The organism is Constantimarinum furrinae (assembly GCF_014295415.1).
Taxonomy (GTDB): Bacteria; Bacteroidota; Bacteroidia; order Flavobacteriales; family Flavobacteriaceae; genus Constantimarinum; species Constantimarinum furrinae.
Genome location: NZ_CP052909.1, coordinates 985,001 through 1,011,638, shown reverse-complemented (window position 1 = coordinate 1,011,638; position 26,638 = coordinate 985,001). Strand labels below are relative to the sequence as shown.

Genomic DNA, 26,638 nt, shown 5'->3' with positions numbered 1-26,638 from the left:
CAGAAAATTATCTCGGGAACACAGATTAAGATACGAAAACGCTTTGTTCTTTTATCCTTATCGGTTTAAAAGGGTCGATTCAATTATGGAGTGATTTTTGTTAGGTAACAATTCCCTTACGGTTAAGGAAATAAAATCGTATTTTAGAAGTTTGTTTATTACAAAGTTGCCCAATGAGCACATTTAGCATTATTCAGCAAAAGCTGGAACAGTTTATTAGAAAATACTACACCAATGAGTTGATCAAAGGGAGTATTTTATTCTTTGCTATTGGGGTGCTTTATTTTTTGACAACGCTTCTTATCGAATACTTTTTATGGCTTAGTCCTACCGGACGAACCGTATTGTTCTGGCTTGTAGTGGCCGTTGAAATGGGGCTTTTCGTCCGTTTTATTGCCTTTCCGTTAGCAAAGCTATTTAAACTGCAAAGTGGGATTACCCATGAAGAAGCATCGCGTATTATAGGGAATCACTTTCCACAAGTGAATGATAAATTGCTTAATGTTATACAGCTAAATCAGAATCAGCGGGAATCTGAATTGCTTGCGGCCAGCATCGATCAAAAAGCTTCAGAAATGCAGCCTGTTCCTTTCCAAACCGCAGTTAACTTCAAGAAAAATGCGAAGTATCTCAAATATGCGGCTATCCCGGTTGTGATCTTTGTGCTGATAAGTGTACTTGGCGATAGAGATATATTCTCCAGCAGCTACGAGCGGGTTGTAAATTACGACACCGCCTACGAACCACCCGCTCCTTTTTCATTTATAGTATTAAACGACGACCTCACCGCTATAGAGAACAAGAATTACACACTAAAAGTACGAACTGAAGGTGCTGTCGTTCCAGAGAATGCCTCCATCCAATACAACGGTGAAACCTACTACTTGCAGCAAAGCGCTCCCGGACTTTTTGAATATACATTTTTGCAGCCTTCAAGAGCAATTGATTTTCAGCTAAAAGCCAATAAGGTAACCAGTAGAGAATATCATTTGGACGTGCTGGAAACCCCTTCGTTACTGGGATTCGAGATGGAATTAAATTATCCTTCCTATACAGGTAAGCGGGATGAAGTTTTAAAAAGTACTGGAAATGCCACAGTTCCCGAAGGAACACAGATAACCTGGAAAGTGGCTACAAAGAATACTAAAACAGTGCATCTTAAGACCAGCGACACCGCTTATTTTTTTTCTGAAAAAGATCAGAAATTCAACTTTAAAAAAGGCATATACAGCAAGCTGGACTATGCGATCACAACTTCCAATGAAAAGTTGAGGGACTACGAAAATCTCTCTTTTACCTTGGGCGTGATTAAAGACGAATATCCCGAGATCTCCGTTCAATCAAAACAGGACAGTACCGACAGTCAGTTGGTATATTTTCTGGGTAGAGTTAGTGATGACTACGGACTTACAAAACTGCGTCTGGTGTATTACCCGGAAGGTGATGAAGCGAATAAAAACACAGTACCTCTTCCGCTGAGCAAAACCAACTTCGATCAGTTTGTGTATACCTTCCCCGGAGAACTTCAACTACAGGATGGAACGGCCTATGAGTATTATTTTGAAGTTTTCGATAATGATGCTATTCATCGTTTCAAATCCAGTAAGAGTGGGGTTTATTTTTTCAGAAAGCTCACCAAGGATGAATTGGAAAAGGAGCAACTACAGAATCAGGAAAACAGCATAAAAGGGTTGGATAAATCGCTCGAGAATCTTAAAGATCAGGAAAAGAAGCTAGAGGAGCTCTCTAAAATTCAGAAGGAAAAAAAGGAACTTAACTGGAATGATAAAAAGAAGCTCGAAGACTTTATTAAGCGACAGAAGCAGCAGGAAGAAATGATGAAGAACTTTTCGAAGGAGCTGAAGGAACAATTAGAAGAATTCCAGCCGGAGAACGAGGAAAACGATCCTTTTAAGGAACAACTGGAAAAGCGCCTGGACGAGAATGAGGAGCGCCTGGAGGAAAACGAAAAATTATTGGAAGAGCTCGAAAAGCTTCAGGAAAAGATCCAAAAAGAGGATCTGACTGAAAAGCTGGAAAAACTTGCAAAACAGAATAAGAATCAGGAAAAGAATCTCGAGCAGTTGTTAGAACTTACCAAACGCTATTATGTGGCTAAGAAGGCCGAAAAGTTAGCCGAAGAACTATATAAACTTGGTGACGAACAGGAGAAACTTTCAGAAAAGAAGGATCAGGAAAACACTAAGGAAAAGCAGGAAGAGCTCAATGAGAAGTTTGAGGATTACAAAAAGGAAATGAACGAGCTTCAGAAGGAAAATGAGGGATTAAAAGACCCCATGGATATTCCGCAGGATAAATCTGATGAAAAACAAATAGACGAAGAGCAGGAAAAGGCAACCGATAAGTTGGAAAAGGAGAACAAATCCGGCGCAAAGGAGAATCAGAAGAAAGCAGGTCAAAAGATGAAGCAAATGGGAGAAAAGATGCAGGCTCAAATGATGTCCGGGCAAATGGAAACCATTCAGGAGGATGTCGCAATGTTACGGCAGATCCTAGATAATCTGGTTGTGTTTTCGTTCGAACAGGAAGCCTTAATGGAAGATTTTAAGCGAATAGAGTATGGGAATCCTGTTTTTGGAAAGAAACTAAATATTCAAAATGATCTGAAATTAAACTTTCAGCATATAGATGACAGCCTGTTTGCGCTTTCCTTGCGTCAACCTATGATAAGCAATATGATCAACGAATCCTTAACCGACGTTGAGTTTAATTTGAATAAATCGCTCGAGCGTCTGGCCGAAAATCAAATGCGTCAGGGTATTGCCAATCAGCAATACACCGTTACGGGAGCCAATGAGTTAGCGATTTTACTCAGCGATCTGTTGAACAGTATGCAAAACCAGATGCAAATGTCCGGACAAGGGTCCGGCAAAGGTCAGGGTAAGGGAGAAGGAGAAGGTCAGGGTGAAGGAAAGGGCTTTCAGCTACCCGACATTATAAAACAACAGGAAAGTCTTTCAGAAAAGATGAAGGAGGGCATGGGAAAAGGCAAAGAGGGTAAAGGAGAAGGTAAAGACGGTCAGGGTGAAGGGGAAGGCCAGGGAGAAGGTGATGGTAATGGTGATGGACAAGGTGACGGAAATGGAAATGGTCGCAATGGAGAAAATGGTGGTGACGGTCAAGGTGATGGTAAAGAAGGCAAAGAAGGTGAGAACGGTCAAGGGGGTTCGGAAGAAATGAATGGCGAACTCTATGAGATCTACAAGCAGCAACAAATGCTTCGGCAGCAGTTGCAGGATAAGCTGAGCAAAGAAGGCCTCGATGGGAAGGGCGGTGATCTTTTACGCAAGATGGAGAATATAGAACAGCAGTTGCTCGACAAGGGCTTTAATGAGCGGACATTAGAACAAATGCTTAATTTGAAGTATGAGTTATTGAAACTTGAGGAAGCCGATTTTGAACAGGGTCAGGAAACCAGAAGAGAATCCAGAACCAATCGTTCGCGTTATGAGAATAAACTCCGGCTCTCCCCGGAGGATGTAAAGAAATATTTCAATACTACCGAAATATTGAACCGGGAGGCACTACCTTTGCGCCAGAACTATAAAGAAAAGGTTCAGACCTATTTCAAGACAAAGAATGATTGAATTTTATTCTGAAACAGATTTCTCGCTCGAGCAAAAGGACGAGGTGGCTTCGTGGATCTTAGAGGTGATTAGATCTGAAGAATTGGAGCCTGGAGAACTGATCTATGTATTTTGCGATGATGAATATCTTCACAAATTGAACGTGGATTTTTTAGATCACGATACGTATACCGACATACTTAGTTTTGACAACAGACTTGGGAATCAGGTTAACGGGGAGATCTATATCTCTGTTGATCGCGTGAGAGAGAATGCGCATCATTTTAAAACCGATTTTATTTCTGAATTACATCGCGTCATGATCCACGGCATACTTCATTTTTGCGGTTATCAGGATAAGACTGAAGCTGAAGAAATTGAAATGAGACAGATGGAAGAACGGGCACTTGCACAGCGTAGATTTCTTTAGACCCTTGATTATCAATATTTTAACTTTGTAAGTTGCTGATTTTAAGTTATTTACTGTATATTTGCAGCCCTAAAAACTAAATGTTTGTTCCACGTGGAACATTACCTAGAATTATGTTTGAAAAGGAATATGATGTAATCGTTGTTGGAGCAGGTCATGCCGGATCTGAAGCCGCCGCCGCCGCGGCGAATATGGGGTCAAGCACCTTGCTTATCACCATGAATCTTCAGAATATCGGTCAGATGTCCTGTAATCCCGCCATGGGGGGGATTGCTAAAGGGCAGATCGTCCGTGAAATTGATGCCCTAGGAGGGTACAGCGGAATAATTTCAGACAAGACTGCGATTCAGTTTAAGATGCTGAATAAATCCAAAGGGCCGGCTATGTGGAGCCCAAGGGTTCAGAGTGATCGAATGCGTTTTTCGGAAGAATGGCGATTGATGCTCGAGCAAACTAAGAATCTCTATTTCTATCAGGAAATGGTAGCCGGAATTATGGTAGAAGGAGATCGGATCGTGGGAGTAAAAACTTCCCTCGGACTCGAAATTAAAGGTAAAACAGTCGTTCTTACCAATGGTACCTTTTTGAATGGATTGATCCATATAGGAGAGAAACAGTTTGGTGGTGGTAGAGCCGGTGAAAAGGCTGCTACCGGAATTACTAAGGATCTAGTTGATCTTGGTTTTGATTCGGGAAGGATGAAAACCGGAACACCACCCAGAGTAGATGGAAGATCTTTAGATTTTTCAAAAATGGTCGTGCAGCCCGGTGATGAGCATCCTGAAAAGTTTTCTTATTCTGATAGTACGAAACCGCTCACACAACAGCGTGATTGTCATATGAGCTATACGAGTCCGTTGGTTCATGAAATGCTGAAAGAAGGGTTTGATCGTTCTCCCATGTTTAACGGAGCAATACAAAGTATTGGGCCAAGATATTGTCCCTCAATAGAAGATAAGATCAATCGCTTTGCCGATAAAGACCGCCATCAGCTCTTTGTTGAACCTGAAGGATGGAATACGGTAGAGTATTACATCAATGGGTTTTCTACATCACTTCCGGAGGAAGTTCAGTTTAAAGCCTTGAAGCAAGTGGAGGGATTTGAAAATGTAAAGTTTTTTAGGCCCGGATACGCTATAGAATATGATTATTTTCCTCCAACACAGTTAAAGCATACTCTGGAAACCAAATTGGTTTCAGGCTTATTCTTTGCGGGCCAGATAAACGGTACCACCGGTTATGAAGAAGCTGCTTCACAAGGCTTGATGGCCGGGATTAATGCACATTTAAAGGTTAAGGAGCAAGACCCTTTTATTCTTCAACGCAATGAAGCCTATATTGGAGTGCTTATAGATGATCTAATTACAAAGGGAACAGAAGAGCCTTATAGAATGTTTACCTCCCGTGCCGAATACCGAACGCTGCTTCGGCAAGATAATGCCGATTTTCGTTTAACACCAAGATCGCATGCCATTGGTTTGGCAAGTGACGAACGGCTAAAAAAGATGGAGGAAAAGAAAGAAAGCGCTCAAAAATTTGTGAATTTCTTTAAGGAAACCAGTGTTCAACCCGAGGAGATTAATCCTATTCTGGAATCAAATAATTCGGCTTCGGTAAAGCAAAGTGATAAGATGTTCAAGGTTTTTTCTCGTCCGGAGATAGGCATGGACGACATGAGAAAGCTGAGTGCTGTGGAAGAATTTATTCAGGTTAATAATATCGACCATGAAGTATTGACACAGGCAGAGATTCAGGTGAAATACGCCGGATATATTGAAAAGGAAAAGAACAATGCAGATAAACTGAATCGTTTGGAAGGAATAAAGATCCCGGTTAATTTCGATTATTCCCGCTTAAAATCCTTATCGTTTGAAGCCAAGGAAAAGTTATCTGCCATTCAACCTGCGACGGTCTCACAGGCCTCGAGAATAAGCGGCGTTTCTCCTAATGACATTTCGGTACTATTAGTGTATATGGGACGTTAGTAACAATGTTTCACGTGGAACAATGATTTTTTAAATTGAATTTACACCAAAGAAATAGTAAGCTTACAACAAAGGATTTTCTTGTTACAGGAGAATCCTTTGATCTTTTGGAAATTCCTGAAACCGAAATGCTGGTCACCTCACCAAAACCGGATACGGGAGATTTACCCAAATACTATGAAAGCGATGCCTATATTTCACATACCGATAATAAGAAGGGAATGATACCTTTTTTATACGGCCTCGTTAAAAAACGATCACTTAAGAAAAAGCTTCGGCTTATAAATCGTTATTCTGAAAGCCAAGGCACTTTGTTGGATATAGGCGCAGGAACAGGGGCATTTCTCGCTTTGGCAATGAAGCAGGGGTGGAAGACATTTGGAGTAGAACCCAATGACAAGGCCAGAAATAGCGCTGTCGAAAAGGGATTAGAGTTAGGAAAAAGCATAACAGATGTGCAAAGTCGCAAGTACGACGTAATCACATTGTGGCATGTCTTAGAACATATTCCGGATCTGGAAAAAACCACACAGCAACTGGAACATATGCTCTTGCCAAACGGACTTTTAGTTGTGGCCGTCCCAAACTACAAATCTTTCGATGCGAAGTATTATAAAGAATTTTGGGCTGCTTATGACGTTCCCAGACACCTCTGGCATTTTTCGAGAAAGTCCATGGAGACCTTATTTCGGCCAATGCTGCGATTGCTTAAAAAAAAACCAATGATCTTCGATTCGTTTTACGTGAGTTTGCTTTCAGAAAAATACAAAACGGGTAATTCATTTTCTATTAGGGCTTTTTTCATCGGAATATGGTCAAACATCGCAGCCTGGAGGACAAAGGAGTACTCTTCTCTGATTTATTGCTTTAAAAAGTCAGAATAAGCTAAATAAAGCGTATTTAAGAACTTTTTCTAAGCCTTTATTATGAAGTGTGGGCGGGGAGCTAAAAGCGCCTCAGAGAGGCTAAAATAAGCCTCGTTTTTAATAAAGGGAGTTTATTCAGAACACAATACAAATAAGAAAAATTTATACAAGTTCTTTGCGGTGGATAAGCCGGGTTAATTGAATGGAGAGATCCGTAAAAATTATCTTGGCATTTCCATTTCGTTCAATATGATAGGAGGCATCCTCCAAAGCCGAAATAATATCATAAATATTATTCTGGTGTACAAATGGCGCAAATTTATCTAAAGAGAATTGACCGCTTTCAGTTTCAAAGTGCATGGAGGTATCTGTTCCGTAATTCCGAAGTAAACCCTGACGAAACATCTCCATACAATAACCCAAAAACTTTTTCTGGGTTTCTCTTCCTTCCCCTGCTAGAGAATCACTCCATCGCAACAGCTCGTTGATGGCCGATTTGTTACCCTTTGCTTTAAAGGCTGTTCTCACCCAACTTACAAACCATTTTTCAAACAAGAGATCATCACCGTCTTCGTTTAATATATGTAGTGCTTTATTATAATCCCCGGCAGCCTGTTTTGCGACCTTACGAGCCTTATTTTCAGTCGTGAGCTGCTTGTTGATTAGGGTTTTTGAGATCTCGTCCTCCGGAAGTAAAGGAAATCTCAATTTCTGGCAACGCGATGTGATGGTCGTTAGAATTTGTTCTTCATCTTCCGTGAGCAATAGCAAGACCGTTTTTTCGGGGGGTTCTTCTAATACCTTCAGTATTTTATTTGAACATTCGGTATTCATCTTTTCCGCCATCCAGATGATGAGAACCTTATACCCGCCTTCATAGGATTTCAGTGTAAGTTTTCTGGCAATTTCTTCCGCCTCCCTAACACTTATATTTCCTTGTTTATTTTCAATTCCCAACGTCTGAAACCAATCGAATAGTGATCCATAGGGCTTTTTCAGAATAAAAGAGCGCCATTCTTCTGAAAATGAATCGGATACAGCGTGTTTTTTTACAGTATCATTGGTCGTTACTGGATACACGAAATGCAGATCGGGATGTGCTATTCTGTCTACTTTGTGCGCACAAAGTTGGTGTTCGGGACTGCCTGAAGCATGCTGTTGGCAAAGTAGGGACTTGGCATACGCCAAAGCTGATGCCAGTATACCGCTTCCGTTATTTCCTACAAACAATTGCGCATGAGGAATACGGCCGTTTTCAATGGTTTTTAGGAGGTGTGACTTGATGTGTTGTTGCCCGATGATATCAGAAAAATCCATGTACAAAACTACGTAAATTTTACTTCCAAAATAGCTGAGTGATTTGCCTTATATTTGCAGCATAAAATCCTCCTATGAAAACAGTAAATGACTTTAATTTTAACAATAAAAAAGCACTAATACGTGTAGATTTTAACGTTCCCCTCAATGATGATCGGGAAGTGACCGATGCAACAAGAATTGAAGCGGCAAAGCCCACCATAATTAAAATTCTGGAAGATGGTGGAAGCTGTATATTAATGTCGCATTTAGGCAGGCCCAAAAATAGGGAAAGTGAATTTTCGTTACAACACATTGTGAGTACGGCCAGTGAGGTGCTTGGAGTGACGGTGAAATTCGTTGAAGACTGCAGAGGAAAATCTGTAGTAGAGGCCGCCTCAAATTTAAAGCCGGGTGAAATTCTATTGTTGGAAAATTTACGCTATTACGAAGAAGAGACCGAAGGAGATACCAAATTTGCTAAAGAATTGGCACAATTGGGGGATATTTATGTAAATGATGCCTTCGGAACTGCACATCGGGCTCATGCTTCTACCGCGATCATCGCAAAATATTTTGACAAAAGGAAGTGCTTCGGACTACTGCTCGCTTCTGAAATTGAAAACGTGAGTAAAGTGCTTAACGACAGCACAAAGCCGGTAACAGCGATAATTGGTGGCGCTAAAGTATCGTCAAAGATCACCATAATTGAAAATATTCTGGACAAGGTAGATCATCTAATTATTGGAGGCGGAATGGCCTTTACGTTTATAAAAGCGCAGGGTGGAAACATTGGAAGCTCCTTAGTGGAAGAGGATAAAAAGAGTCTTGCATTGGAGATCATGAAAACGGCAAAATCAAAAAAAGTACAGCTTCATTTACCGGTGGATGCCGTTATAGCCGATAGCTTTTCCGAATTTGCAAATACCGAGACCGATCCGGTGGATAACATCCCAGAAGGTTGGATGGGACTAGATGTAGGGCCTAAAACCAATGAGCTGTTTAAGCGGGTTATACTCGAATCGAAGACGATCTTATGGAATGGGCCGGTTGGTGTCTTTGAACTGGACAAGTTTGCTGAAGGAACTATCGAATTGGGTAATGCCATTGCAGAAGCTACTAAAAACGGAGCTTTTTCACTCGTTGGAGGAGGTGATTCAGTGGCCGCGGTAAAGAAGTTTGGGTTTACCGAAAAGGTAAGCTACGTTTCCACAGGTGGCGGCGCAATGTTAGAAATGCTTGAGGGTAAATCGCTTCCCGGGATTAAGGCTATTTTAGATTAAAAATTATATAGAAATTAGGGCGTATACTGTTAAAAATAGACCATATTCTCACAATTGGCTAATTTTTGCGATATTTAAACCCCAATTCCTACGTTATACCTAATATGAAGACCTACGTATTCTCTCTGTTATGTTTGCTGATCTGCGGCGTGATTGTTGCGCAGAAACCCGGCAAGAATATGGATTCGTTACCGATGAAAAAGGTGAGGATCATCGATTCTATCGCAGTTACGAGTGTTTCTGATGAATTTCCCAAAACCGTAGTAAAAACAACCGTCAAGGACACACTCGTCTTCGACCTCACCGATATTTCGAAAGCTCAGAAGGTAGACAGTCTATGGCTAAGTCAGTTGTACAATAACGAATTATTCGAAGAGGTGTACGGAACAATCACCACTCAGGAATATGAACCTTTGGAGTATGAAGAATTGCCTACCGAAGTACTCAAAGAACGACTCGCAAAACTCAACGCCAAGACTCCATTTAATGTAGAATACAACCCTTCTCTCGAAAGTGTGATTCGTCAATATCTCAAAAACAGAAGAACAACCATGGGGAGGCTTATGGCGTTAAGCGATTATTATTTCCCAATGTTCGAAGAGGCCTTAGACCGGCACAATCTTCCTCTGGAACTAAAATATCTTGCCATTGTGGAATCGGCATTAGACCCACAGGCACGCTCCAGAGTAGGAGCTACAGGGCTTTGGCAGTTTATGTATGCAACGGGAAAAATGTTTGGTCTCGAAGTAAGCAGTTATGTTGATGAGCGATCGGACCCTATCCTCGCCACCGAAGCGGCATGTAAATACTTGAAAAGTCTCTATAACAGTCTTGATGATTGGGATCTGGCCCTTGCAGCGTATAACTCCGGCCCGGGTAATGTTTCAAAAGCCCTACGACGTGCAGGAGGCTATACCAACTACTGGAACATAAGGCATCACCTTCCACGTGAAACAGCAGGATATTTACCTGCGTTCCTGGCAACCATGTACATTTTTGAATATGCCGAAGAGCACGGTTTTAAAAGTAACGGACCCCAATTTCCATATATCGCAACCGATACGGTTCGAGTAAAGAAAATGATTAGCCTCGATCAGGTGGCTAAGGTAACCAATACCGATGTTTCAGAATTGAAATTCCTGAATCCTTCATACAAACTTGGGATCATTCCGTTTATTGCCGATGAGAATTACGTGTTGCGACTTCCACTTCACGCCATAGGCAAGTTTGTGGCCAATGAAGAGGCGATCTACGCATTTGCCGATAAAGAATTTAACGATAGAGAAAAGGCATTGCCACAGTTTTTTGAATCGTCTAATCGCATAAGATATCGGGTACGGAGTGGCGATTATCTTGGAAAGATTGCCGACAAATACGGAGTTACGGTAAATCAGATTAAGCGATGGAATAATCTGAGGAGCAATAGATTAAAAATTGGACAGCGACTCACAATTCATCCAAAAAACCCCGGCAGATCAAGTGCTAACACCTCTACAGCAACGACATCCTCTGAAAATGTAAAGACCTACACAGTAAAAAGCGGAGACTCGCTATGGAGCATTTCGCAAAAATTTCCTGGAGTTACGGTGGAAAATATCAAAAAATGGAACGATATTAGTAGTAACAAATTGAAACCGGGGATGAAGCTAAAAATTCAAAAGGGCTGATTTTCCAAAAAAAGTCTTTAATGAAACCATTTTATTTAGCAATTCTTTCTGTTATTCTGCTTTTTTCATGTGAGGACAACGGAAAAAGAGACACTTCCTTTCTACCCGAATCGCTTGGAACCACCAACTCGCTCCAAGTCATCATTACAAACGACCTGTGGAACGGTGCCGTTGGAGAGACAATTCGGGATTATTTTGCAGCACCTGTGGATGGATTACCTCAGGAAGAGCCATTATTTTCAATGAATCAGATGCCTCCTTCTACCTACACCGATTTTGCCAGAAAGTACCGCACTTTTTTACACGTAACCCTTGGTAATGAAGACAATGTAAGTATTAAGAAAAACTCTTATGCAAAGCCGCAAATAGGTGCTTTTATTACCGCAAGGTCCAAAGAAAGCTTAATAAAACTTATTTCGGAAAACCACAAAGAGATCATTTCGGCCTTTAAGGCTTCAGAGATACAGGAAAACCAGAAGCGTATAAAGATCTCACTTAAAAACCTGGATTCCTTAGAGATGGAATTCGGACTTTCACTAAAGGTTCCTTCCGCATACCGAATAGCCCATGGAAATTCAGACTTTTATTGGATCCGCAAAGACCTTAAGTCGGGAAGCACCAACATACTGGTGTATGAAGTACCTTTAAGTCTCATTACTAACGATAGTACCGCTGTTGGCGAGATCATCAAGATACGCGATTCTATAGGAGGGAGTTATTTACCGGTTGAAGATGACGATCGATTTATTACTGAAGCAGCCTATGCGCCGTACCTGTTTACTACTGAAATTGACGGAAAGTTTGCCTATGAGACCAAGGGTATTTGGGAAGTGAAGGACCAATATATGGCCGGACCTTTCTTAAATTATGCCGTAAAGGACACAGCAAATGATCGCTACTTGATCCTGGAGGGCTTTACCTATGCGCCTTCGGTAGCTAAAAGAGACCTTCAATTTGAGTTAGAATCCATTCTGAAATCGGCCAAGATCAAATAAAAAAGTCCGACATGCAACGCATGACGGACCTTCATATTCTGAAATAATTCAGAAATTATTTTTTTTCATCCAGTTTTTTATCGTCCGGATCTTCTTTTGAAGCATCTTTAAACTCTTTTATTCCGCTTCCTAATCCACGCATTAATTCGGGAATTTTTCTTCCGCCGAATAAAAGTAAAACAACGATAACAACTAATGCTATCTGCCAGGGACCAATCGCCATTGGGATCAATAATGCAACCATGATATTATAATTTAAAGAACAAAGGTAACAAGAATTCCTTAGATAAAACGTTTTCAAATTAAGTTTAGCGTGTATGGCGCTTAGTTTGTTTTATATTTGCATTGCTGATGTAAGCTTATGGCCGAAAAAGAAAAAAGAACCAAAAAGATCAAGAAGAAGTTGCTTCACAAGTACCGGCTGGTGGTGCTAAATGAAGACACCTTCGAAGAACGATTTTCATTTAAGCTTAACCGCTTGAATGTATTTGTTTTCAGCACTTTGTTTGCGGTTTTTCTTATTGTTATTACTACTCTTTTGATCGCCTTTACACCGCTAAGGGAGTACATTCCCGGCTATTCTTCAACTTCGCTGAAGAAAAAGGCCACAGACCTCACCTTCAAGACCGATTCGCTGCAACAAACGATTAACATTAACGAACAATACCTGGCCTCTATACGTAAAGTACTATCGGGTGACGTAAAAACCGTCGAATTTAACAAGGATTCTATTTTAAATGCCGCCAAGATCGATCCGTCGATTATAAATTTGGCTGCCTCCAGGCAGGATTCTTTGCTCAGAGAAAAGGTGCTTGCCGAAGATAAATACAATCCATTGGCGCAGAATGACGTGAATATCGTATTATTTCCTCCGGTAAAAGGGAGTATTTCTGAAACCTATAACCCCAAGGAAAAACATTTTGCTGTAGATATTATCACCGTGAAGGACGCTCCGGTAAAAGCTACTGCCGATGGTACAGTGATCTTTGCCGAATGGACGGCAGACACCGGCAATGTGATCATTATTGAGCACAGCAACAATCTTATTTCGGTGTATAAACACAATGCATCCTTGACCAAGACCCAAGGACAGTTCGTTAAGGCAGGAGAAGTTATCGCTACAGTAGGGAATACCGGCGAGCTCACGACCGGCCCTCACCTCCATTTTGAACTCTGGAGTGATGGCTATCCCATTAATCCTACTAATTTTATTGACTTTGACTAAAAACCTATGTCCTTAAAATCCACCGCTTCCAAAATACTCGCCAAAAAAGTCGTTAGAGATATTCGAAAATGGTCAACTTCCCCAAAAAAGACACAGAAGAAGGTTTTTCGTTCGCTAATCAAAAAGGCTTCATCAACCCGATTTGGCCGGGATCATGACTTTTCGAACATCAGATCGCATGCCGACTATGTTCAAAGAGTTCCTATTCGTGACTACGAAGGACTTAGAAGGTATATAGACGAGATGGTGGAAGGAAAAACCGATATCCTGTGGCCCGATAAACCCCTGTATATTGCTAAAACCTCGGGAACCACCTCTGGAGTAAAATATATTCCACTCACAAAGGAATCCCTGCCATATCACACACAAGCTGCACGGAATGCTATATTGTGTTATATACATGAAACGGGAAACAGTGCCTTTGTTGACGGTAAAATGATCTTTTTACAGGGAAGCCCCGAACTTGCGGAAAAGAACGGAATTAAGGTAGGGAGGCTTTCCGGGATCGTAGCTCATTATGTGCCTAAATACCTTCAGAAAAACCGATTACCGAGTTGGAAAACCAATTGTATCGCAGATTGGGAACAAAAGGTTGATGCCATCGTCGCTGAAACCAGAGATGAAGATATGACCGTGATAAGCGGGATACCTTCCTGGGTTCAGATGTACTTTGAGAAACTAAAAAAGGCCTCGGGGAAGCATGTAGGAGATCTTTTTAAGAACTTTAGCCTCTTCATCTATGGTGGAGTAAACTATGAGCCGTATCGCGCTAAATTTGAAGCTTTAATAGGACGCAAAGTAGACAGTATTGAGCTTTATCCTGCCAGTGAAGGATTTTTTGCCTTTCAGGATAAACAACAGGAGAGCGGTATGCTTTTGCTGCTCGATTCGGGAATTTTCTATGAATTTGTTGAAGCAGATCGGTTTTTTGAGGAAAATCCGCCACGATTGACCATTTCGGAAGTGGCAACAGGGGTAAACTACGTAATGATCATTTCAACCAACGCCGGTCTTTGGGCGTACAATCTTGGAGACACCGTGCAGTTTACCTCGACAAAGCCATACCGGGTAATCGTTTCCGGTCGAATCAAACACTTTATCTCGGCCTTCGGAGAACACGTGATTGGAAAAGAAGTAGAGGAAGCCATGCAAACTACCATGGAAGAACACGGTTTTTTAATTTCAGAATTTACAGTAGCACCACAAACCACGGTAGCGGAAGGAGAATTGCCGTATCATGAATGGCTTATCGAGTTTGAATCCCCTCCGAAAGAAATGACGAAAGTAGAAACTACCTTAGATAACGCCTTGCAGCAACAGAATTCATACTATGCAGATCTTATCCAAGGAAAGGTGCTTCAGCGGTTAAAGATTACCATTTTGAAGCGGCACAGCTTTACAAATTTAATGAAGGAGAAAGGAAAACTCGGCGGCCAAAACAAGATACCCAGACTGGCGAATGATCGAGAAATTGCCGATGCGCTACACAGGCTTCAAGCGTAAAATTAGTGTTATCTTTGCAGCCTAATGACGACTTTTAAAACACATAACAGAACTAGAGCTCAGGAGAGTTCGGGCGCCATAGAACGATTGTATATTACCATGCGGCACCTTTTTAACCGTGGGTTTTACAAGCCTATGGGGATTTCGGGAGAAACACTAAGGGAGTCATTACTTATACTTAGACCGGAGATCTACGGGTCTATAAACGAAGAAAAGATTGAATTACAGGGGTTGCTGTATGTAATGGATCGGCTTCCATATGGAATTGAGGAATGTCGCTTTATCAATTTAACAAGTGATGAGGGCTATAAGCGCTCTCATTTTAAACCAATTATCCCGGCCAAGAGAAGGCGCAATTGCTACAGGATCGATGAGGAGCAGATGAACATTGAGATCACTCGTGGTCGTTCGGAAATTTACGATATACTCACCCACTTGACTTTTTTGTATATCGAGTCTCACAAGATCATGAAACAAGTAATGATCGATGATTCCGGAGCTGTAATACGCGATTGGAAGAAGCTGGAAGCGGCAGTAACAGGCAAAAGGGAACTGAGTCAGACTGAAAAGGAGATCGCACTCACACACACCGCAAATTTTTTAGGACGTACTTTTGAAGAAGTAAGCGCGATTTACCCACTTTTTGCGAGTAGTGAGGATAAAGATCGTTTTCTGAACATTATTTATTTCCTCGGAAAATTAGCCATGGAAGAAGTTTTGACCGACCAAAAGCGGATCATCACTTTCAGTCCGGTATTAAGAGAACGTCTGGGGCATCATATTCACGGAGAGCAGTGGGCATTAAAGATTAAACAGACCCTTCAGGATAAGGGGCTTCTCGCTCGACCTTTGCACATAATTAGCGCGAATATGCACAGTGTGCTCAACAGTTTATTTGCAGAACAGGCACTGGCTTCAGAATTTAAAAAAAATAGGCCTCATGAGGTATATGGAAAATTAAGCGATCCTGCGAATGCGACACTTCAGCAAAAGATTCTAAAAACCGCTTTAAATAGTGGGATGACGTATATTGAAGACAGTAGCGGGACCAATATAAATGTTCAGATATTCGATACATCTAAATTCATTGAAAGACCCGGTCGATCCCTAGAAGACTATCCTGTAATTCTGGTGATGGATTACGCTTTTGGCGAACAGGCCTATGAAACCATGGATGAACTATTGAAACCATTTAACGGGGATAAGAAAAAACATTTTTTGAATGTCGAATCTATTTCAGTGATGGGCAAGGCGGGCATTCTGGAAGGTGGGAAAGGAGATATCATGATCCCGTCGGCACATGTTTTTGAAGGAACCGCAGATAATTATCCGTTTAAGAACAAATTGAAGAAATCGTTATTTGATGGCGACAATATAAAAGTCTGTACAGGCACAATGATCACGGTATTAGGAACATCGTTGCAGAACAGGGATATATTGCGATTCTTTAATAACTCTACCTGGAATGTGATAGGCCTGGAAATGGAGGGCGCCCATTATCAAAAAGCCATACAGGCCGCATCGCGAATACGGGGAAGTATTAGCCCGAAAGTTGAATTGCGATATGCCTATTACGCATCAGATAATCCATTGGAAACCGGAAGCACATTGGCTAGCGGCGGACTTGGAATTTCAGGAGTAAAACCCACCTATTTAATAACCGAAAAACTGTTAAAACAGATTTTAGATTAAACTAAAAATATATTTTGAAAAACAACAAAGTATTGATAACAGGAGGCGCAGGCTTTATAGGGTCTAATTATGTCGCCTACTTTATGGAGGAATCCAAGGATGAGGTATTTGTGTTGGACAAGCTTACATATGCCGGTGATCTGCGCAATCTTGAGGGCGTGAAGCACCTTCCAAATTATACATTTATTGAAGGTGACATCTGTGATGCAGATGTTGTGGATGCCTTATTTAAAAAGCATGAGTTTACGCAAGTGGTGCATTTTGCAGCCGAATCTCATGTAGATAATTCAATAAGTGGTCCGGGAGCGTTTGTAAATACTAATATTATAGGAACCTTCAATTTGCTCCAAAGTGCTTATAAATTGTGGATGAAAGGTCCTAACTTACTTAAGGAAGCCTACGATCACGCGCGATTTTTACACGTCTCCACCGATGAAGTATATGGAACTCTGGGCGAAACCGGGTTGTTTACGGAAGAAACATCGTACGCGCCAAACAGTCCGTATAGTGCTTCAAAAGCTTCTTCAGATTTTCTGGTTCGAAGTTATTTTCATACCTACGGAATGCCTGTGGTGACCACAAATTGTTCAAATAACTACGGTCCAAATCAGCATAAAGAAAAATTGATCCCTACGATTATTCGAAAGGCGATCTCGGGAGAGCCCATCCCTATCTATGGAGATGGAAAAAATATTCGCGATTGGCTATATGTACGAGATCACTGCACAGGAATAAAGCTTGCCATAGACAAAGGCAGACTGGGCGAAACCTACAATATCGGCGGGCGAAATGAACGGGAAAATCTGTATATCGCCCATACCATTTGTAAGATACTTGATAATCTCAAGCCTCAACAGAACAGTTATCTTGATCAGATCACTTTTGTGACCGACCGACCCGGGCATGATTTCCGCTATGCCATCGATGCCTCAAAAATCGAAAATGAGTTGGGATGGAAGGCCGAAGAAAATTTTGAAAGTGGAATTACAAAGACCATAACGTGGTATTTAGAACACAGTGACAGATTATAACACGAAATTGAAGATATGAAAGGAATAGTTTTAGCAGGAGGCTCCGGAACACGTTTACACCCTATTACTCTGGCTGTTAGCAAGCAATTGATGCCGGTTTATGACAAACCGATGATCTATTATCCATTGTCTACGCTAATGTATGCGGGGATTAAGGAAATACTTATCATTTCGACACCTCAGGACCTGCCGTTGTTTCAAAAACTTCTGGGGGATGGTAAAAAATACGGCTGTGAATTTACCTATGCCGAGCAACCCAATCCCAACGGACTGGCGGAGGCATTTATTATTGGAAGGGATTTTATTGGAGACGATAAAGTGGCGCTTGTTCTTGGAGATAATATTTTTTACGGATCGGGTTTAAAGGAACTATTGCAATCCAATAACGATCCCGATGGCGGAATCATCTACGCGTATCATGTTCACGACCCCGAGCGATATGGGGTGGTGGAGTTTGATAAGGAGGGAAAGGCCTTGTCAATTGAAGAAAAACCGGTTAAACCAAAGTCAAATTATGCCGTTCCGGGGATCTATTTTTACGATAATGATGTGGTCGAGATCGCAGCTAATATTAAACCCAGTGCACGCGGTGAACTGGAGATCACTGAAGTGAACAACGTCTATCTCCAAAGAGGAAAACTAAGTGTTAGTATACTCGATAAGGGTACAGCATGGCTGGATACAGGAACTTTTGCATCCCTTATGCAGGCTGCTCAATTTGTCGAGGTGATCGAGGAACGACAAGGATTGAAGATCGGCTCCATTGAAGAAGCTGCTTATGAGATGGGTTTTATAAGTAAGAAGGAATTGACCGCCCTGGCGGAACCCTTACTGAAAAGCGGATATGGAAAACATTTAATACAATTAGACTAAGGATTTGGAACAGATAAAAACGAATTTAAAGGATTGCTTTATATTAAAGCCCCGGGTGTTTAAGGACGAGAGGGGAATATTTTACGAATCGTATAACCGGGAGAACTTTAAGAAAATCACCGGATTAGATGTCGATTTTGTTCAGGATAACCAGTCGGTTTCGAGCTACGGGGTGTTGAGAGGCCTCCATTTTCAGCACGGACCCATGGCTCAGTCGAAACTGGTAAGAGTAATAAAAGGAAAGGTGCTGGACATAGTAGTGGATATTAGAAAGGATTCTGAAACCTTCGGAAAGTCCTACTCTGTGATCCTGGATGATGTGGATCACCTGCAACTGTTTGTTCCAAGAGGATTTGCGCATGGCTTTATTACACTTTCTAAAACCTCTGTTTTTGCATATAAATGCGATAATTATTACGATAAAGCTTCAGAAAGCGGAATCATTTACAACGACGCAACCTTATCTTTGGACTGGCATCTTACCAAAGAGAATTTTATAGTTTCAGAAAAGGACCTGGAACTTCCCACCTTCGAGGAAGCAATTTCATGAACAAAGTACTGGTTACAGGGGCAAACGGACAATTAGCGAAATGTATCAGGCATTCTGCCCCGCGTTTTAAAGATATTGAGTTGGTATATGTCTCTAAAGGAGAACTTGATATCGAAAATGAAACTGCTGTTTCGGAAATTTTTCAGAATGGTAATTACACCCACTGCATCAATACTGCGGCTTATACCAATGTAGAAAAAGCAGAAAGTGAATCGGAGCGCGCGTTTGGTATAAATGCAGAAGGAGCAAAGCATTTGGCAAAGGCTTGCGCTAAAAACCAGGTGATCATGCTTCAGATCTCCACCGACTATGTTTTTAATGGAGCAAAGCGAACTCCCTATCTGGAAAGCGATCCAACGCATCCTATCAATGTGTATGGGGCGTCAAAGCTAAAAGGTGAGGAATACGTAACTGAATTTTGTCCTTCGCACTTTATTTTCAGAACCTCTTGGTTGTACTCGCAGTTTGGGCATAATTTTTTAAAGACGATCTTAAAGTATTCCGAAGAAAAAAAGCCGCTGACCATTACCACCGAACAAACCGGAACACCCACAAATGCTAACGATCTGGCAATAGCACTCCTAAAGGTAATTTCAGAAAACAAAAAGGAATACGGGTTGTACCACTACGCCAACAACGGAGAGGCAACGTGGTATGACTTTGCGAAGGCTATTTTAACACATACAGGGCAAATTAAAGATACTATGCTTGCCAAAACCGACCATTACCGTACTTTTGCAGCAAGACCGGTGTACAGCGTTTTGGATACCAGCAAGTTAAATAAGGATCTTAGGATTAACACAGCCGACTGGAATGAAAGTTTACAGCAGCTACTTAATAAAAAACATAATTAACAGTAAATTTTAGGCTATGGCTCAAAATAATAATGATGAAATCGATTTAGGCGTAGTGTTCAGGAAATTGAAGGAACAGTATCGCAATTTTTTGATCTGGTTATATCACTGTGTTCAGTTTGTAATTAGAAACATCATAATATTGCTCGTTTTACTTGTTGTTGGTATTGCAGCCGGATACTTCTGGAAGGAAAACAGTAAGGGTGAAAAGATCACGGAAGTTATTATTCAGAATAATTTCAACAGTACAAATTATGTTTATAACGCAATTTTAATTCTTAAATCCAAAAGTAAACAGGGGGACTTAAAATTTCTTTCGAAATATGGTTTCAAAACCGATGAGATCGAGATAAAGGATCTGGAGATCACTCCCATTGTAAATATTCTGGACCTTGCCAAAAAGACCAAAGACGAAGACCGGACTTTTGAGGAGTATATGGCACAAACCGATTTTGAGGATGATATACTGTTGTCTGAAGTTTTTTATACCGAGTACACCTACCACCGACTTCTAATTACCGGGACCCATGTGGCGGGTGATGAAACGATAAAGAGCCTTATCAACTATTTAAACAGCAGCGATCTTTATCAGGAAATAAAGGCTGTTTCTATTGAAGAAACCAAAGCGAAGATCGCACGCAATGAGAAAAGTATAAAGGACATCGAAGGGGTTTTTGAAAGCTATGTTGACTCCAATGCGGTTGCTGCAGCGGCGAGTCAGGTGTATTTTAAGAACAATGAAAATAACAACCTTCATTTCTTGCTGGAAGAAAAGCGCATTATTATGGATGAGATCGAAAAGCTTAAAATTGAGTTGATCAAGTACGACGATGTAGTTTCATTGATCAATCAGCCAAAGTTTGTTTCATCTGTTGGAATTCTGGATAGAAAAACAATATTAGTACCCTTCTTTTTGATTTTCTTCTTCGTGGCGTTCTCGGTAATTCGCAGTACGTATAGAAAAGCAAAGGGTTGGTCTGACCAAAGAGATCGATAGGGTCTCGAAAAATTCGGAATAGTTATGAAACTGCCAAATTTTATTGTAGCCGGTTTTCCTAAATGTGGCTCAACCTCTTTATATTATTATCTGTATGAACATCCGGAGATCTTCTTGCCCAAGCAAAAGGAGCTGCATTATTTTACATACGATATCATAAAAAAGCAGGATGCAGGAAAGAATGATAAGGCTGTTAAGCGCTTTCACTACGGATCTTTAAAGGAGTACAAAAAACTGTATAAAGAAGCAAAAAACGAAAAGGCAGTTGGTGATGTCTCACCTTCGTATGCCAATTATCCATCTGTGATCCCAAAGATCAAGGATACTTTGGGAAATGATACCAAAGTGATCATTACATTAAGAGACCCAATTAAACGAGCCTATTCTAATTATTTGCACCTGGTAAGAGAAGGGCGTGAAAGTTTGCCGTTTTATGAAGCACTTTTGGCCGAGGAAACTCGCCGTGAACAACAGTATTCAGATTTTTGGTACTATACCTTTAATTCGTTATATGCTGAAAAAATAAAACAGATCAAAGCAAATTTTGATAATGTATTGATCATCACATTTGAAGAATTTGTTCGGGATCAGGAAAAGGGAATTCGGGAGATTTATAATTTTTTAGAGGTTTCAGAATCGTTTATCCCGGAAAACCTAGATACGCAGTTCAATCCCGGAGGGGTATATGAAGCGAACACGATCACTAAATTTATATTTGGTCAGAATAAGCTCAAGACCCTTATAAAGAAAACAGTTCCGTTAACCTCAACGCTTAAACAGATCAAGATCAAAACTATAAATAAGTATAAAAAACCAACCCCTGGAATTGATCAACGCTCTGAAGCCTTTTTGGTTGAAATATTTAAGGAGGATGTAAAAAGACTGAAAGAATTTGGAGTTAAAACGCAATATTGGAACGAGAAATTAACAGAGTAATAAATTTTATTGAAAAAAGAGCCAGACATAGCACTAGAAAAAGAGAAGATCACCCTGTGGCAGATCATTGCTGCTATGGTCATGGTAGGTATTTTCTATATTCCTTTCAGCTCTTTTAAGGGCCCGGCTTTTATGGGCGAATACCAGAGAGAACCCGCCGCGATCTTTATGGTCTTAGCAGTATTATTTCTGGGAATTCAGGCAGTCATTACCAGGAAGATCAACCTGCCATTTAAGAATCTTCTCTTTCAAGCACTTCTGGTTTTAATGGGATGGTTTGTCCTCACGTTTTTTATCAATATTGTCGATATCTCACAATACTATTTTAAAGAAACATCTGGAATTGAACGATTTATAAGGCAATTTGCGGTACTTATCATTTCCGGGATATTGTTCTTAGTAACCTTCTACAATGTGTTCAGACGCTATGATAATATCACCCTCTTTTACAAGGTAAGGAAGGTGTTCTTTTACAGCATGTTGATGGTTACATCCTACGGAATATTAGAGATCCTTATTATAAAGTTTAATATGGTCTTTTTCTATAATATTTTGTGGATCTATAAGTGGTTTCCATTTACCGATGTTTACCTGCATTTTGGACACGATAGAATTTCTTCAGTTACCTACGAAGCCCCTGCCTTAGCGACGTACTTGCTTACAGTTTCGGGATGGATGTTCAGTTATATCATTACCGAAAAAGGGCTGAAACGGTTTTTACCCGCCATCGCAGTGATTGTATTGGCGCTATTCTCAGATTCGCGAGCCGGACTGGTCATCATTGGCGTTCAGGTGTTATTGTTTGGATTCCTTCTTATTAAGAAAAAGGAGCATCACAGTTTATTTCTGAAGCTTATTGGACTTAGTGCCGTTCTCATTTTTGCTGTAGGAATTTTTAAGGGAAAAGTCATTGCAGAATATATTACTGAAAAAATTACCTCCTTTGGGGTTCAGGATGACAATCACAGTATTTCAAACCGATCCAGATTCGGAATTCAATATGCCAGCTATGAGGTATTTAAGGAGAACCCCATAGTGGGTGTAGGCTACGGGATGCAGGCCTATGAAGCCAAAGATAAATACCCGAACTGGGCGACCGTCGGCAACTGGGAATTCAAGTTAAAATATTTAAATCAGACATTCCCTAGTTTTCCCCCGGGATATAATGTTTACACTCGAATACTGGCGGAAACCGGAATCATAGGGATGATATTGTTTTTGCTTTTTCTCACTCTAATTATTGCCGCTTGTTTATCTCTTATACGAAAAAACGATGATCGCTATTTACTCGCTTTAGTAGTATTAATATCGATGGTAGGTTTTTGCTTTAACTGGCTAAAAATGGACACTATACGTGTTTTTGGATTTTGGGTGAGCTTTGCCCTCCTTCTTAAAATGACCGGCACTACAGTGTTTAAACAGAATAAAGCTAAGGGGGATGGGTAGAATAAATATCATTGAGTATTTAAAGGGCAATCTTGTAAACAAGAGCCTAAAGGTATTGCTATTGCGTATTGCAGGAGTATTATTTTTCTTTTTACTTTCCTTGTTTCTTACAAATTTTTATGACCCAGAACTTGTGGGCAAATATGATTTTGTACGATCTGGTCTTCTTATTCTGGGAGGTATTTGTCTGCTCGGTACAAATCAGGCTATTATTTATTATTCAGGAGTGCTTCTTGCTCAGGAATCATTGGGAGGACTAAAAAGTGTCTATACCAAGATGGTCGCCATTATCTTAGGCACTTCGGCGGTGTTCGTAGGCATAGTAGCTGTAACCAACGACAGTTTCTTTAATGAATTTTTCAATAAGGAAGATGCCGCCAAACTCATCTTTCAAATTGTATTGGTGCTTGCAGCCTTTGCCCTTACCATGTTAAATATTGATACGTTACGCGGATTAAAACGCACGCTTTTTTCAGAATTATACCGCAATATTTTTAGATACCTACCCTTCTTTCTTGGAGCCGTTGCCCTGTATTTTGCCCAATCTATGACGTGGCTGGTCGAAGTATATCTGTTAGGATTTATAATTTTAGCCATTGCCTCTTCAATTCAGGTGGCTGTTGCGTTTAATCGAAAACAGTTTGAAGATAAAGGGATTCGATATACTTACAACAGTATCTTCAGAAAATCATACCCTATGGCATTGAGCGCTGTGTCTTATTTTATGATGCAGAGCGTCGATATTATTTTACTCGGTAAATTTTCTACTTTTGAAACAGTGGCTTATTATTCGGTAGCCGTAAAATTGGCAACAGCAACTTCTCTGGCGCTTCATTCAGTCACCATTATTATTGCTCCTAAAATTGCGGAAATTTATAAAAAACAAGAGCTAACCCAATTGAAAGAGATGATCAAAAGCAGTGCTCGATTAATATTTATCCTAAGCGTTCCAGCCCTACTGATCCTCAGCTTATTTGCCACTTTTTTTCTGGGCATTTTCGGATCACAGTATGAAATTGCTAAGGAGGCCCTTTGGATCTTATTACTGGGACAACTGTTTAATACGCTTTGTGGTCCGGTAGCGATTTATATGAATATGACCGGAAAGCAAAACAAACTTCATCAGATCCTTATTTTTGGTTTTGTCACAAATTTATTACTTAATTGGTTTTTAATTCCCGATTACGGCATGCTGGGTGCAGCTTCAGCAACTGCTATTAGCATGATTCTATGGAATTTAGCAGCCGTTGTGTATACGTATAGAAAAGACCGTATAAAAACCTATTTGTCTTAATTCATGAAAAGCAGGCTAATCGTTTTAATGGCACATTTTAATAACCCTGAAGGGTTGGAGAAGTCGTTGCGTACCATAGATGAGCCTTTTAAAGTTGACGTATTGGTCGTAGACGATGGGAGTGAACAAAGGCCAAACGAAGAACAATTGCAGAAAATTTATACTAATGGCAGACTGATATTCGATTATCTTGAAACCAATTTGGGGGTTGGAGTAGCGGCAAACCGAGCGCTGCAGTTGGCTCAGGAAATGGACTATGAATTGATCGCGCGTCTTGATTGTGGTGATTTTAATCACAAGGGGAAATATCAAAGACAGTTAGAATATTTAGATAATAATCCGGATGTAAAACTACTGGGTACTTGGGCCAGAGTGTTAGATGATAAAGGTAATTTTAAGCATATGCTTAAACATCCGTGTGCATACGAACAGATAAAAAAGAAGATGTATTTTAACAGCATGTTCTTAAATCCGTCTGTTGTTTTTTATACTGAAATCTTAAAAACCGTAGGGAATTATCCCTACAAATACAGGAGAGCCGCACAGGATTACGCATTCTTTTTTAAGGTGATACGACAATATAAGGCCGAGAATCTACCGGAAGTGTTGATAGACTATATTATTGAGCCTCATTCAATATCAACAACTAAAAGAAGACTTCAGGTTAAAAATCGAATATCCATTGTTTTAGACAACTTTTATTTTGGATGGTATCCGGTTTTAGGATTGTTTCGGGGCATGCTGTTGTATTTATTTCCACGTAAAGCAACAACGTTTATTAAAAAGTACACCAAAAGGAACTAACACTGAGGTAAAATTTATTTAATTATTAATTGAATGATAACGCACACTTAATAAAAAACTTAATTTTGAGCGTATGATTGCGATTTTAAAAAGTATTTATCCGTACTTATTCTTATTCTTTTGCTTTGTACTTCCTTTAGACAAATACGCAACCTCTGTTCCTAATATTGTACTTATTGCATTAGTGGTCATTTTCCCATTTGTGGTAAGGAAAGAAAATTTTAAGATCTTATTAAAAAGAGAGGTTATTATTTTTTCAGCCTTTATACTCGTGGTATTCTTTAACAGCTTGCTTTTTCACGATTTCGAAAGAGATCTAACCATTTTGAAAAAAATAATGGCCTCCCTCTTGTTGATCGTCTTGGCAATTCCTCTAGAACGAACCGAAAACTTAAAAAAGACAGTAATTATATCAGTACTTATCTGTATTGCAATTTCATTGTATCATCTTTATTTCTTTTACATGCGGGAAGGTGAATTTAATTTTGCATATGGCGGGGAAATAAATGAAGTACTTATTATAGACAGATTATACTTAGGTTTTCTCTGTGTTATAAGTGTCATAAGCTCAATTGGTTTAATAGGAAATAAGTATAACGAATACAATAAGTGGTATTTTGCTAACATCGTTCTGTGTTCTGGGTTTGTTCTGCTTATTTCGTCCCGGGTAGCTATCCTACTATTAATTCTGTTATTTTTTCTCAAAATATTCTATTCTAAAAAGAAGAAGGAATATGTATTTTTCTTTTTGGGAATCATAGGTTTGATGGTGGTAGCCTTTATGTTGAACAAAAATTTAAGCGAACGTTTTTTCTACACGCATAGCGCCCAACAAGAGAAAGGGTATATAGAATTATTTAAAAAAATGGAACCCAGGGTTATTATCTGGCAGTGTAATTATAATATTGCTAAGGAAGAAAATTTTGCACTAACCGGAATGGGATTTTATGAAACAAAAGATCGACTGGTTGAGTGTTATAGCGAAACTGTGACGCCTAACCGACGGAAGAATTATTTTATGGAAAGTCGTTTTAATTCCCACAATCAGTTTATGGACCTAGTTTTAAGTTCAGGAATTCTAGCGACATTACTGTTTAGTTTGATATTCATTTCATTTTTTCTTAAAAAATGGAATTACTTTTTTGCCACGGCTTTAATCCTTGCCTTAGTGTCGTTTGCGAGTATAGAAAGCTTTTTTCACAGGCAATTGGGAGCTTATTATTTTGGGATTGTTTTAATTTTTCTTTTAATGGAAAGCAAGGACTCAATACATCAAAATGATAAAGCCATTAAAGATAAATAGTCTAACAGATAAACGAGAAGT

The 26,638-nt window shown here is 40.1% G+C and carries 22 protein-coding genes; 20 read left to right on the top strand and 2 right to left on the bottom strand.

What is annotated here, in order from left to right; genetic code table 11:
• Positions 1 to 173: 173 nt before the first annotated feature.
• The 4 genes from ALE3EI_RS04650 to ALE3EI_RS04635 all read left to right on the top strand — a co-directional run bounded on the left by ALE3EI_RS04650 (position 174) and on the right by ALE3EI_RS04635 (position 6,886).
• A complete protein-coding gene (locus ALE3EI_RS04650; protein WP_186991330.1) occupies positions 174 to 3,608 on the top strand; it encodes a DUF4175 family protein in 3,435 nt (1,144 codons plus the stop codon).
• A complete protein-coding gene (gene ybeY / locus ALE3EI_RS04645; protein ID WP_186991327.1) occupies positions 3,601 to 4,017 on the top strand; it encodes an rRNA maturation RNase YbeY in 417 nt (138 codons plus the stop codon). Before ALE3EI_RS04650 ends, ybeY begins: the two co-directional genes overlap by 8 nt.
• A 113-nt stretch (positions 4,018 to 4,130) precedes the next feature.
• Entirely contained in the window at positions 4,131 to 6,002 is a 1,872-nt protein-coding gene (gene mnmG / locus ALE3EI_RS04640; RefSeq protein ID WP_186992303.1) for a tRNA uridine-5-carboxymethylaminomethyl(34) synthesis enzyme MnmG, read from the top strand.
• A 35-nt stretch (positions 6,003 to 6,037) separates the two neighbouring features.
• Complete coding sequence (locus ALE3EI_RS04635) at positions 6,038 to 6,886, top strand: class I SAM-dependent methyltransferase (RefSeq protein WP_233280002.1); 849 nt, start codon at positions 6,038 to 6,040, stop codon at positions 6,884 to 6,886.
• A 144-nt stretch (positions 6,887 to 7,030) separates the two neighbouring features.
• Here the strand turns inward: ALE3EI_RS04635 and ALE3EI_RS04630 are convergent, their stop codons facing one another.
• Positions 7,031 to 8,185 carry a DNA polymerase III subunit gene (locus ALE3EI_RS04630; RefSeq protein ID WP_186991324.1) on the bottom strand — a complete coding sequence of 385 codons (1,155 nt, stop codon included), beginning with the start codon at positions 8,183 to 8,185 and terminating at the stop codon, positions 7,031 to 7,033.
• Between the two features lie 74 nt (positions 8,186 to 8,259).
• Here ALE3EI_RS04630 and ALE3EI_RS04625 point away from each other — a divergent pair, with 74 nt between their 5' ends.
• The 3 genes from ALE3EI_RS04625 to ALE3EI_RS04615 all read left to right on the top strand — a co-directional run bounded on the left by ALE3EI_RS04625 (position 8,260) and on the right by ALE3EI_RS04615 (position 12,109).
• A complete protein-coding gene (locus ALE3EI_RS04625; protein ID WP_186991321.1) occupies positions 8,260 to 9,447 on the top strand; it encodes a phosphoglycerate kinase in 1,188 nt (395 codons plus the stop codon).
• A gap of 104 nt (positions 9,448 to 9,551) precedes the next feature.
• Positions 9,552 to 11,114 (top strand): lytic transglycosylase domain-containing protein, encoded by a 1,563-nt coding sequence (locus ALE3EI_RS04620; protein WP_186991318.1) that lies wholly within the window; start codon positions 9,552 to 9,554, stop codon positions 11,112 to 11,114.
• A gap of 20 nt (positions 11,115 to 11,134) precedes the next feature.
• Complete coding sequence (locus ALE3EI_RS04615) at positions 11,135 to 12,109, top strand: DUF4837 family protein (protein ID WP_186991315.1); 975 nt, start codon at positions 11,135 to 11,137, stop codon at positions 12,107 to 12,109.
• A gap of 55 nt (positions 12,110 to 12,164) precedes the next feature.
• Here the strand turns inward: ALE3EI_RS04615 and tatA are convergent, their stop codons facing one another.
• Positions 12,165 to 12,353 carry a twin-arginine translocase TatA/TatE family subunit gene (gene tatA / locus ALE3EI_RS04610; RefSeq protein WP_186991312.1) on the bottom strand — a complete coding sequence of 63 codons (189 nt, stop codon included), beginning with the start codon at positions 12,351 to 12,353 and terminating at the stop codon, positions 12,165 to 12,167.
• A gap of 117 nt (positions 12,354 to 12,470) precedes the next feature.
• Between tatA and ALE3EI_RS04605 the strand changes: the two genes are divergently transcribed.
• From ALE3EI_RS04605 to ALE3EI_RS04545, 13 genes are all read left to right on the top strand, one after another.
• Positions 12,471 to 13,334 carry a M23 family metallopeptidase gene (locus ALE3EI_RS04605; RefSeq protein ID WP_186991310.1) on the top strand — a complete coding sequence of 288 codons (864 nt, stop codon included), beginning with the start codon at positions 12,471 to 12,473 and terminating at the stop codon, positions 13,332 to 13,334.
• 6 nt (positions 13,335 to 13,340) lie between these two features.
• Entirely contained in the window at positions 13,341 to 14,837 is a 1,497-nt protein-coding gene (locus ALE3EI_RS04600) for a GH3 auxin-responsive promoter family protein (protein ID WP_186991307.1), read from the top strand.
• A 24-nt stretch (positions 14,838 to 14,861) separates the two neighbouring features.
• Positions 14,862 to 16,529 (top strand): DUF6909 family protein, encoded by a 1,668-nt coding sequence (locus tag ALE3EI_RS04595; protein WP_186991305.1) that lies wholly within the window; start codon positions 14,862 to 14,864, stop codon positions 16,527 to 16,529.
• A gap of 14 nt (positions 16,530 to 16,543) precedes the next feature.
• Entirely contained in the window at positions 16,544 to 17,560 is a 1,017-nt protein-coding gene (gene rfbB / locus ALE3EI_RS04590) for a dTDP-glucose 4,6-dehydratase (RefSeq protein ID WP_186991303.1), read from the top strand.
• A gap of 15 nt (positions 17,561 to 17,575) precedes the next feature.
• Positions 17,576 to 18,433, top strand: coding sequence for a glucose-1-phosphate thymidylyltransferase RfbA (gene rfbA / locus ALE3EI_RS04585; protein ID WP_186991301.1), 858 nt, complete (start codon positions 17,576 to 17,578; stop codon positions 18,431 to 18,433).
• A gap of 4 nt (positions 18,434 to 18,437) precedes the next feature.
• Positions 18,438 to 18,983, top strand: coding sequence for a dTDP-4-dehydrorhamnose 3,5-epimerase (gene rfbC, locus ALE3EI_RS04580; RefSeq protein WP_186991299.1), 546 nt, complete (start codon positions 18,438 to 18,440; stop codon positions 18,981 to 18,983).
• On the top strand, positions 18,980 to 19,837 hold the full coding sequence (gene rfbD / locus ALE3EI_RS04575; RefSeq protein ID WP_186991297.1) for a dTDP-4-dehydrorhamnose reductase: 858 nt from the start codon (positions 18,980 to 18,982) through the stop codon (positions 19,835 to 19,837). The genes rfbC and rfbD overlap by 4 nt, the downstream gene beginning before the upstream one ends.
• 16 nt (positions 19,838 to 19,853) lie before the next feature.
• Positions 19,854 to 20,834 (top strand): hypothetical protein, encoded by a 981-nt coding sequence (locus tag ALE3EI_RS04570; protein ID WP_186991295.1) that lies wholly within the window; start codon positions 19,854 to 19,856, stop codon positions 20,832 to 20,834.
• A gap of 24 nt (positions 20,835 to 20,858) precedes the next feature.
• Entirely contained in the window at positions 20,859 to 21,770 is a 912-nt protein-coding gene (locus tag ALE3EI_RS04565; RefSeq protein ID WP_186991293.1) for a sulfotransferase family protein, read from the top strand.
• A gap of 9 nt (positions 21,771 to 21,779) precedes the next feature.
• Positions 21,780 to 23,216, top strand: a complete 1,437-nt coding sequence (locus tag ALE3EI_RS04560) for an O-antigen ligase family protein (RefSeq protein WP_186991291.1) — start codon at positions 21,780 to 21,782, stop codon at positions 23,214 to 23,216.
• Positions 23,209 to 24,510 (top strand): MATE family efflux transporter, encoded by a 1,302-nt coding sequence (locus tag ALE3EI_RS04555; RefSeq protein WP_186991289.1) that lies wholly within the window; start codon positions 23,209 to 23,211, stop codon positions 24,508 to 24,510. The genes ALE3EI_RS04560 and ALE3EI_RS04555 overlap by 8 nt, the downstream gene beginning before the upstream one ends.
• Positions 24,511 to 24,513: 3 nt before the next feature.
• Complete coding sequence (locus ALE3EI_RS04550) at positions 24,514 to 25,314, top strand: glycosyltransferase (RefSeq protein ID WP_186991287.1); 801 nt, start codon at positions 24,514 to 24,516, stop codon at positions 25,312 to 25,314.
• Positions 25,315 to 25,387: 73 nt separating this feature from the next.
• A complete protein-coding gene (locus tag ALE3EI_RS04545; RefSeq protein ID WP_186991286.1) occupies positions 25,388 to 26,617 on the top strand; it encodes an O-antigen ligase family protein in 1,230 nt (409 codons plus the stop codon).
• Positions 26,618 to 26,638: the final 21 nt, after the last annotated feature.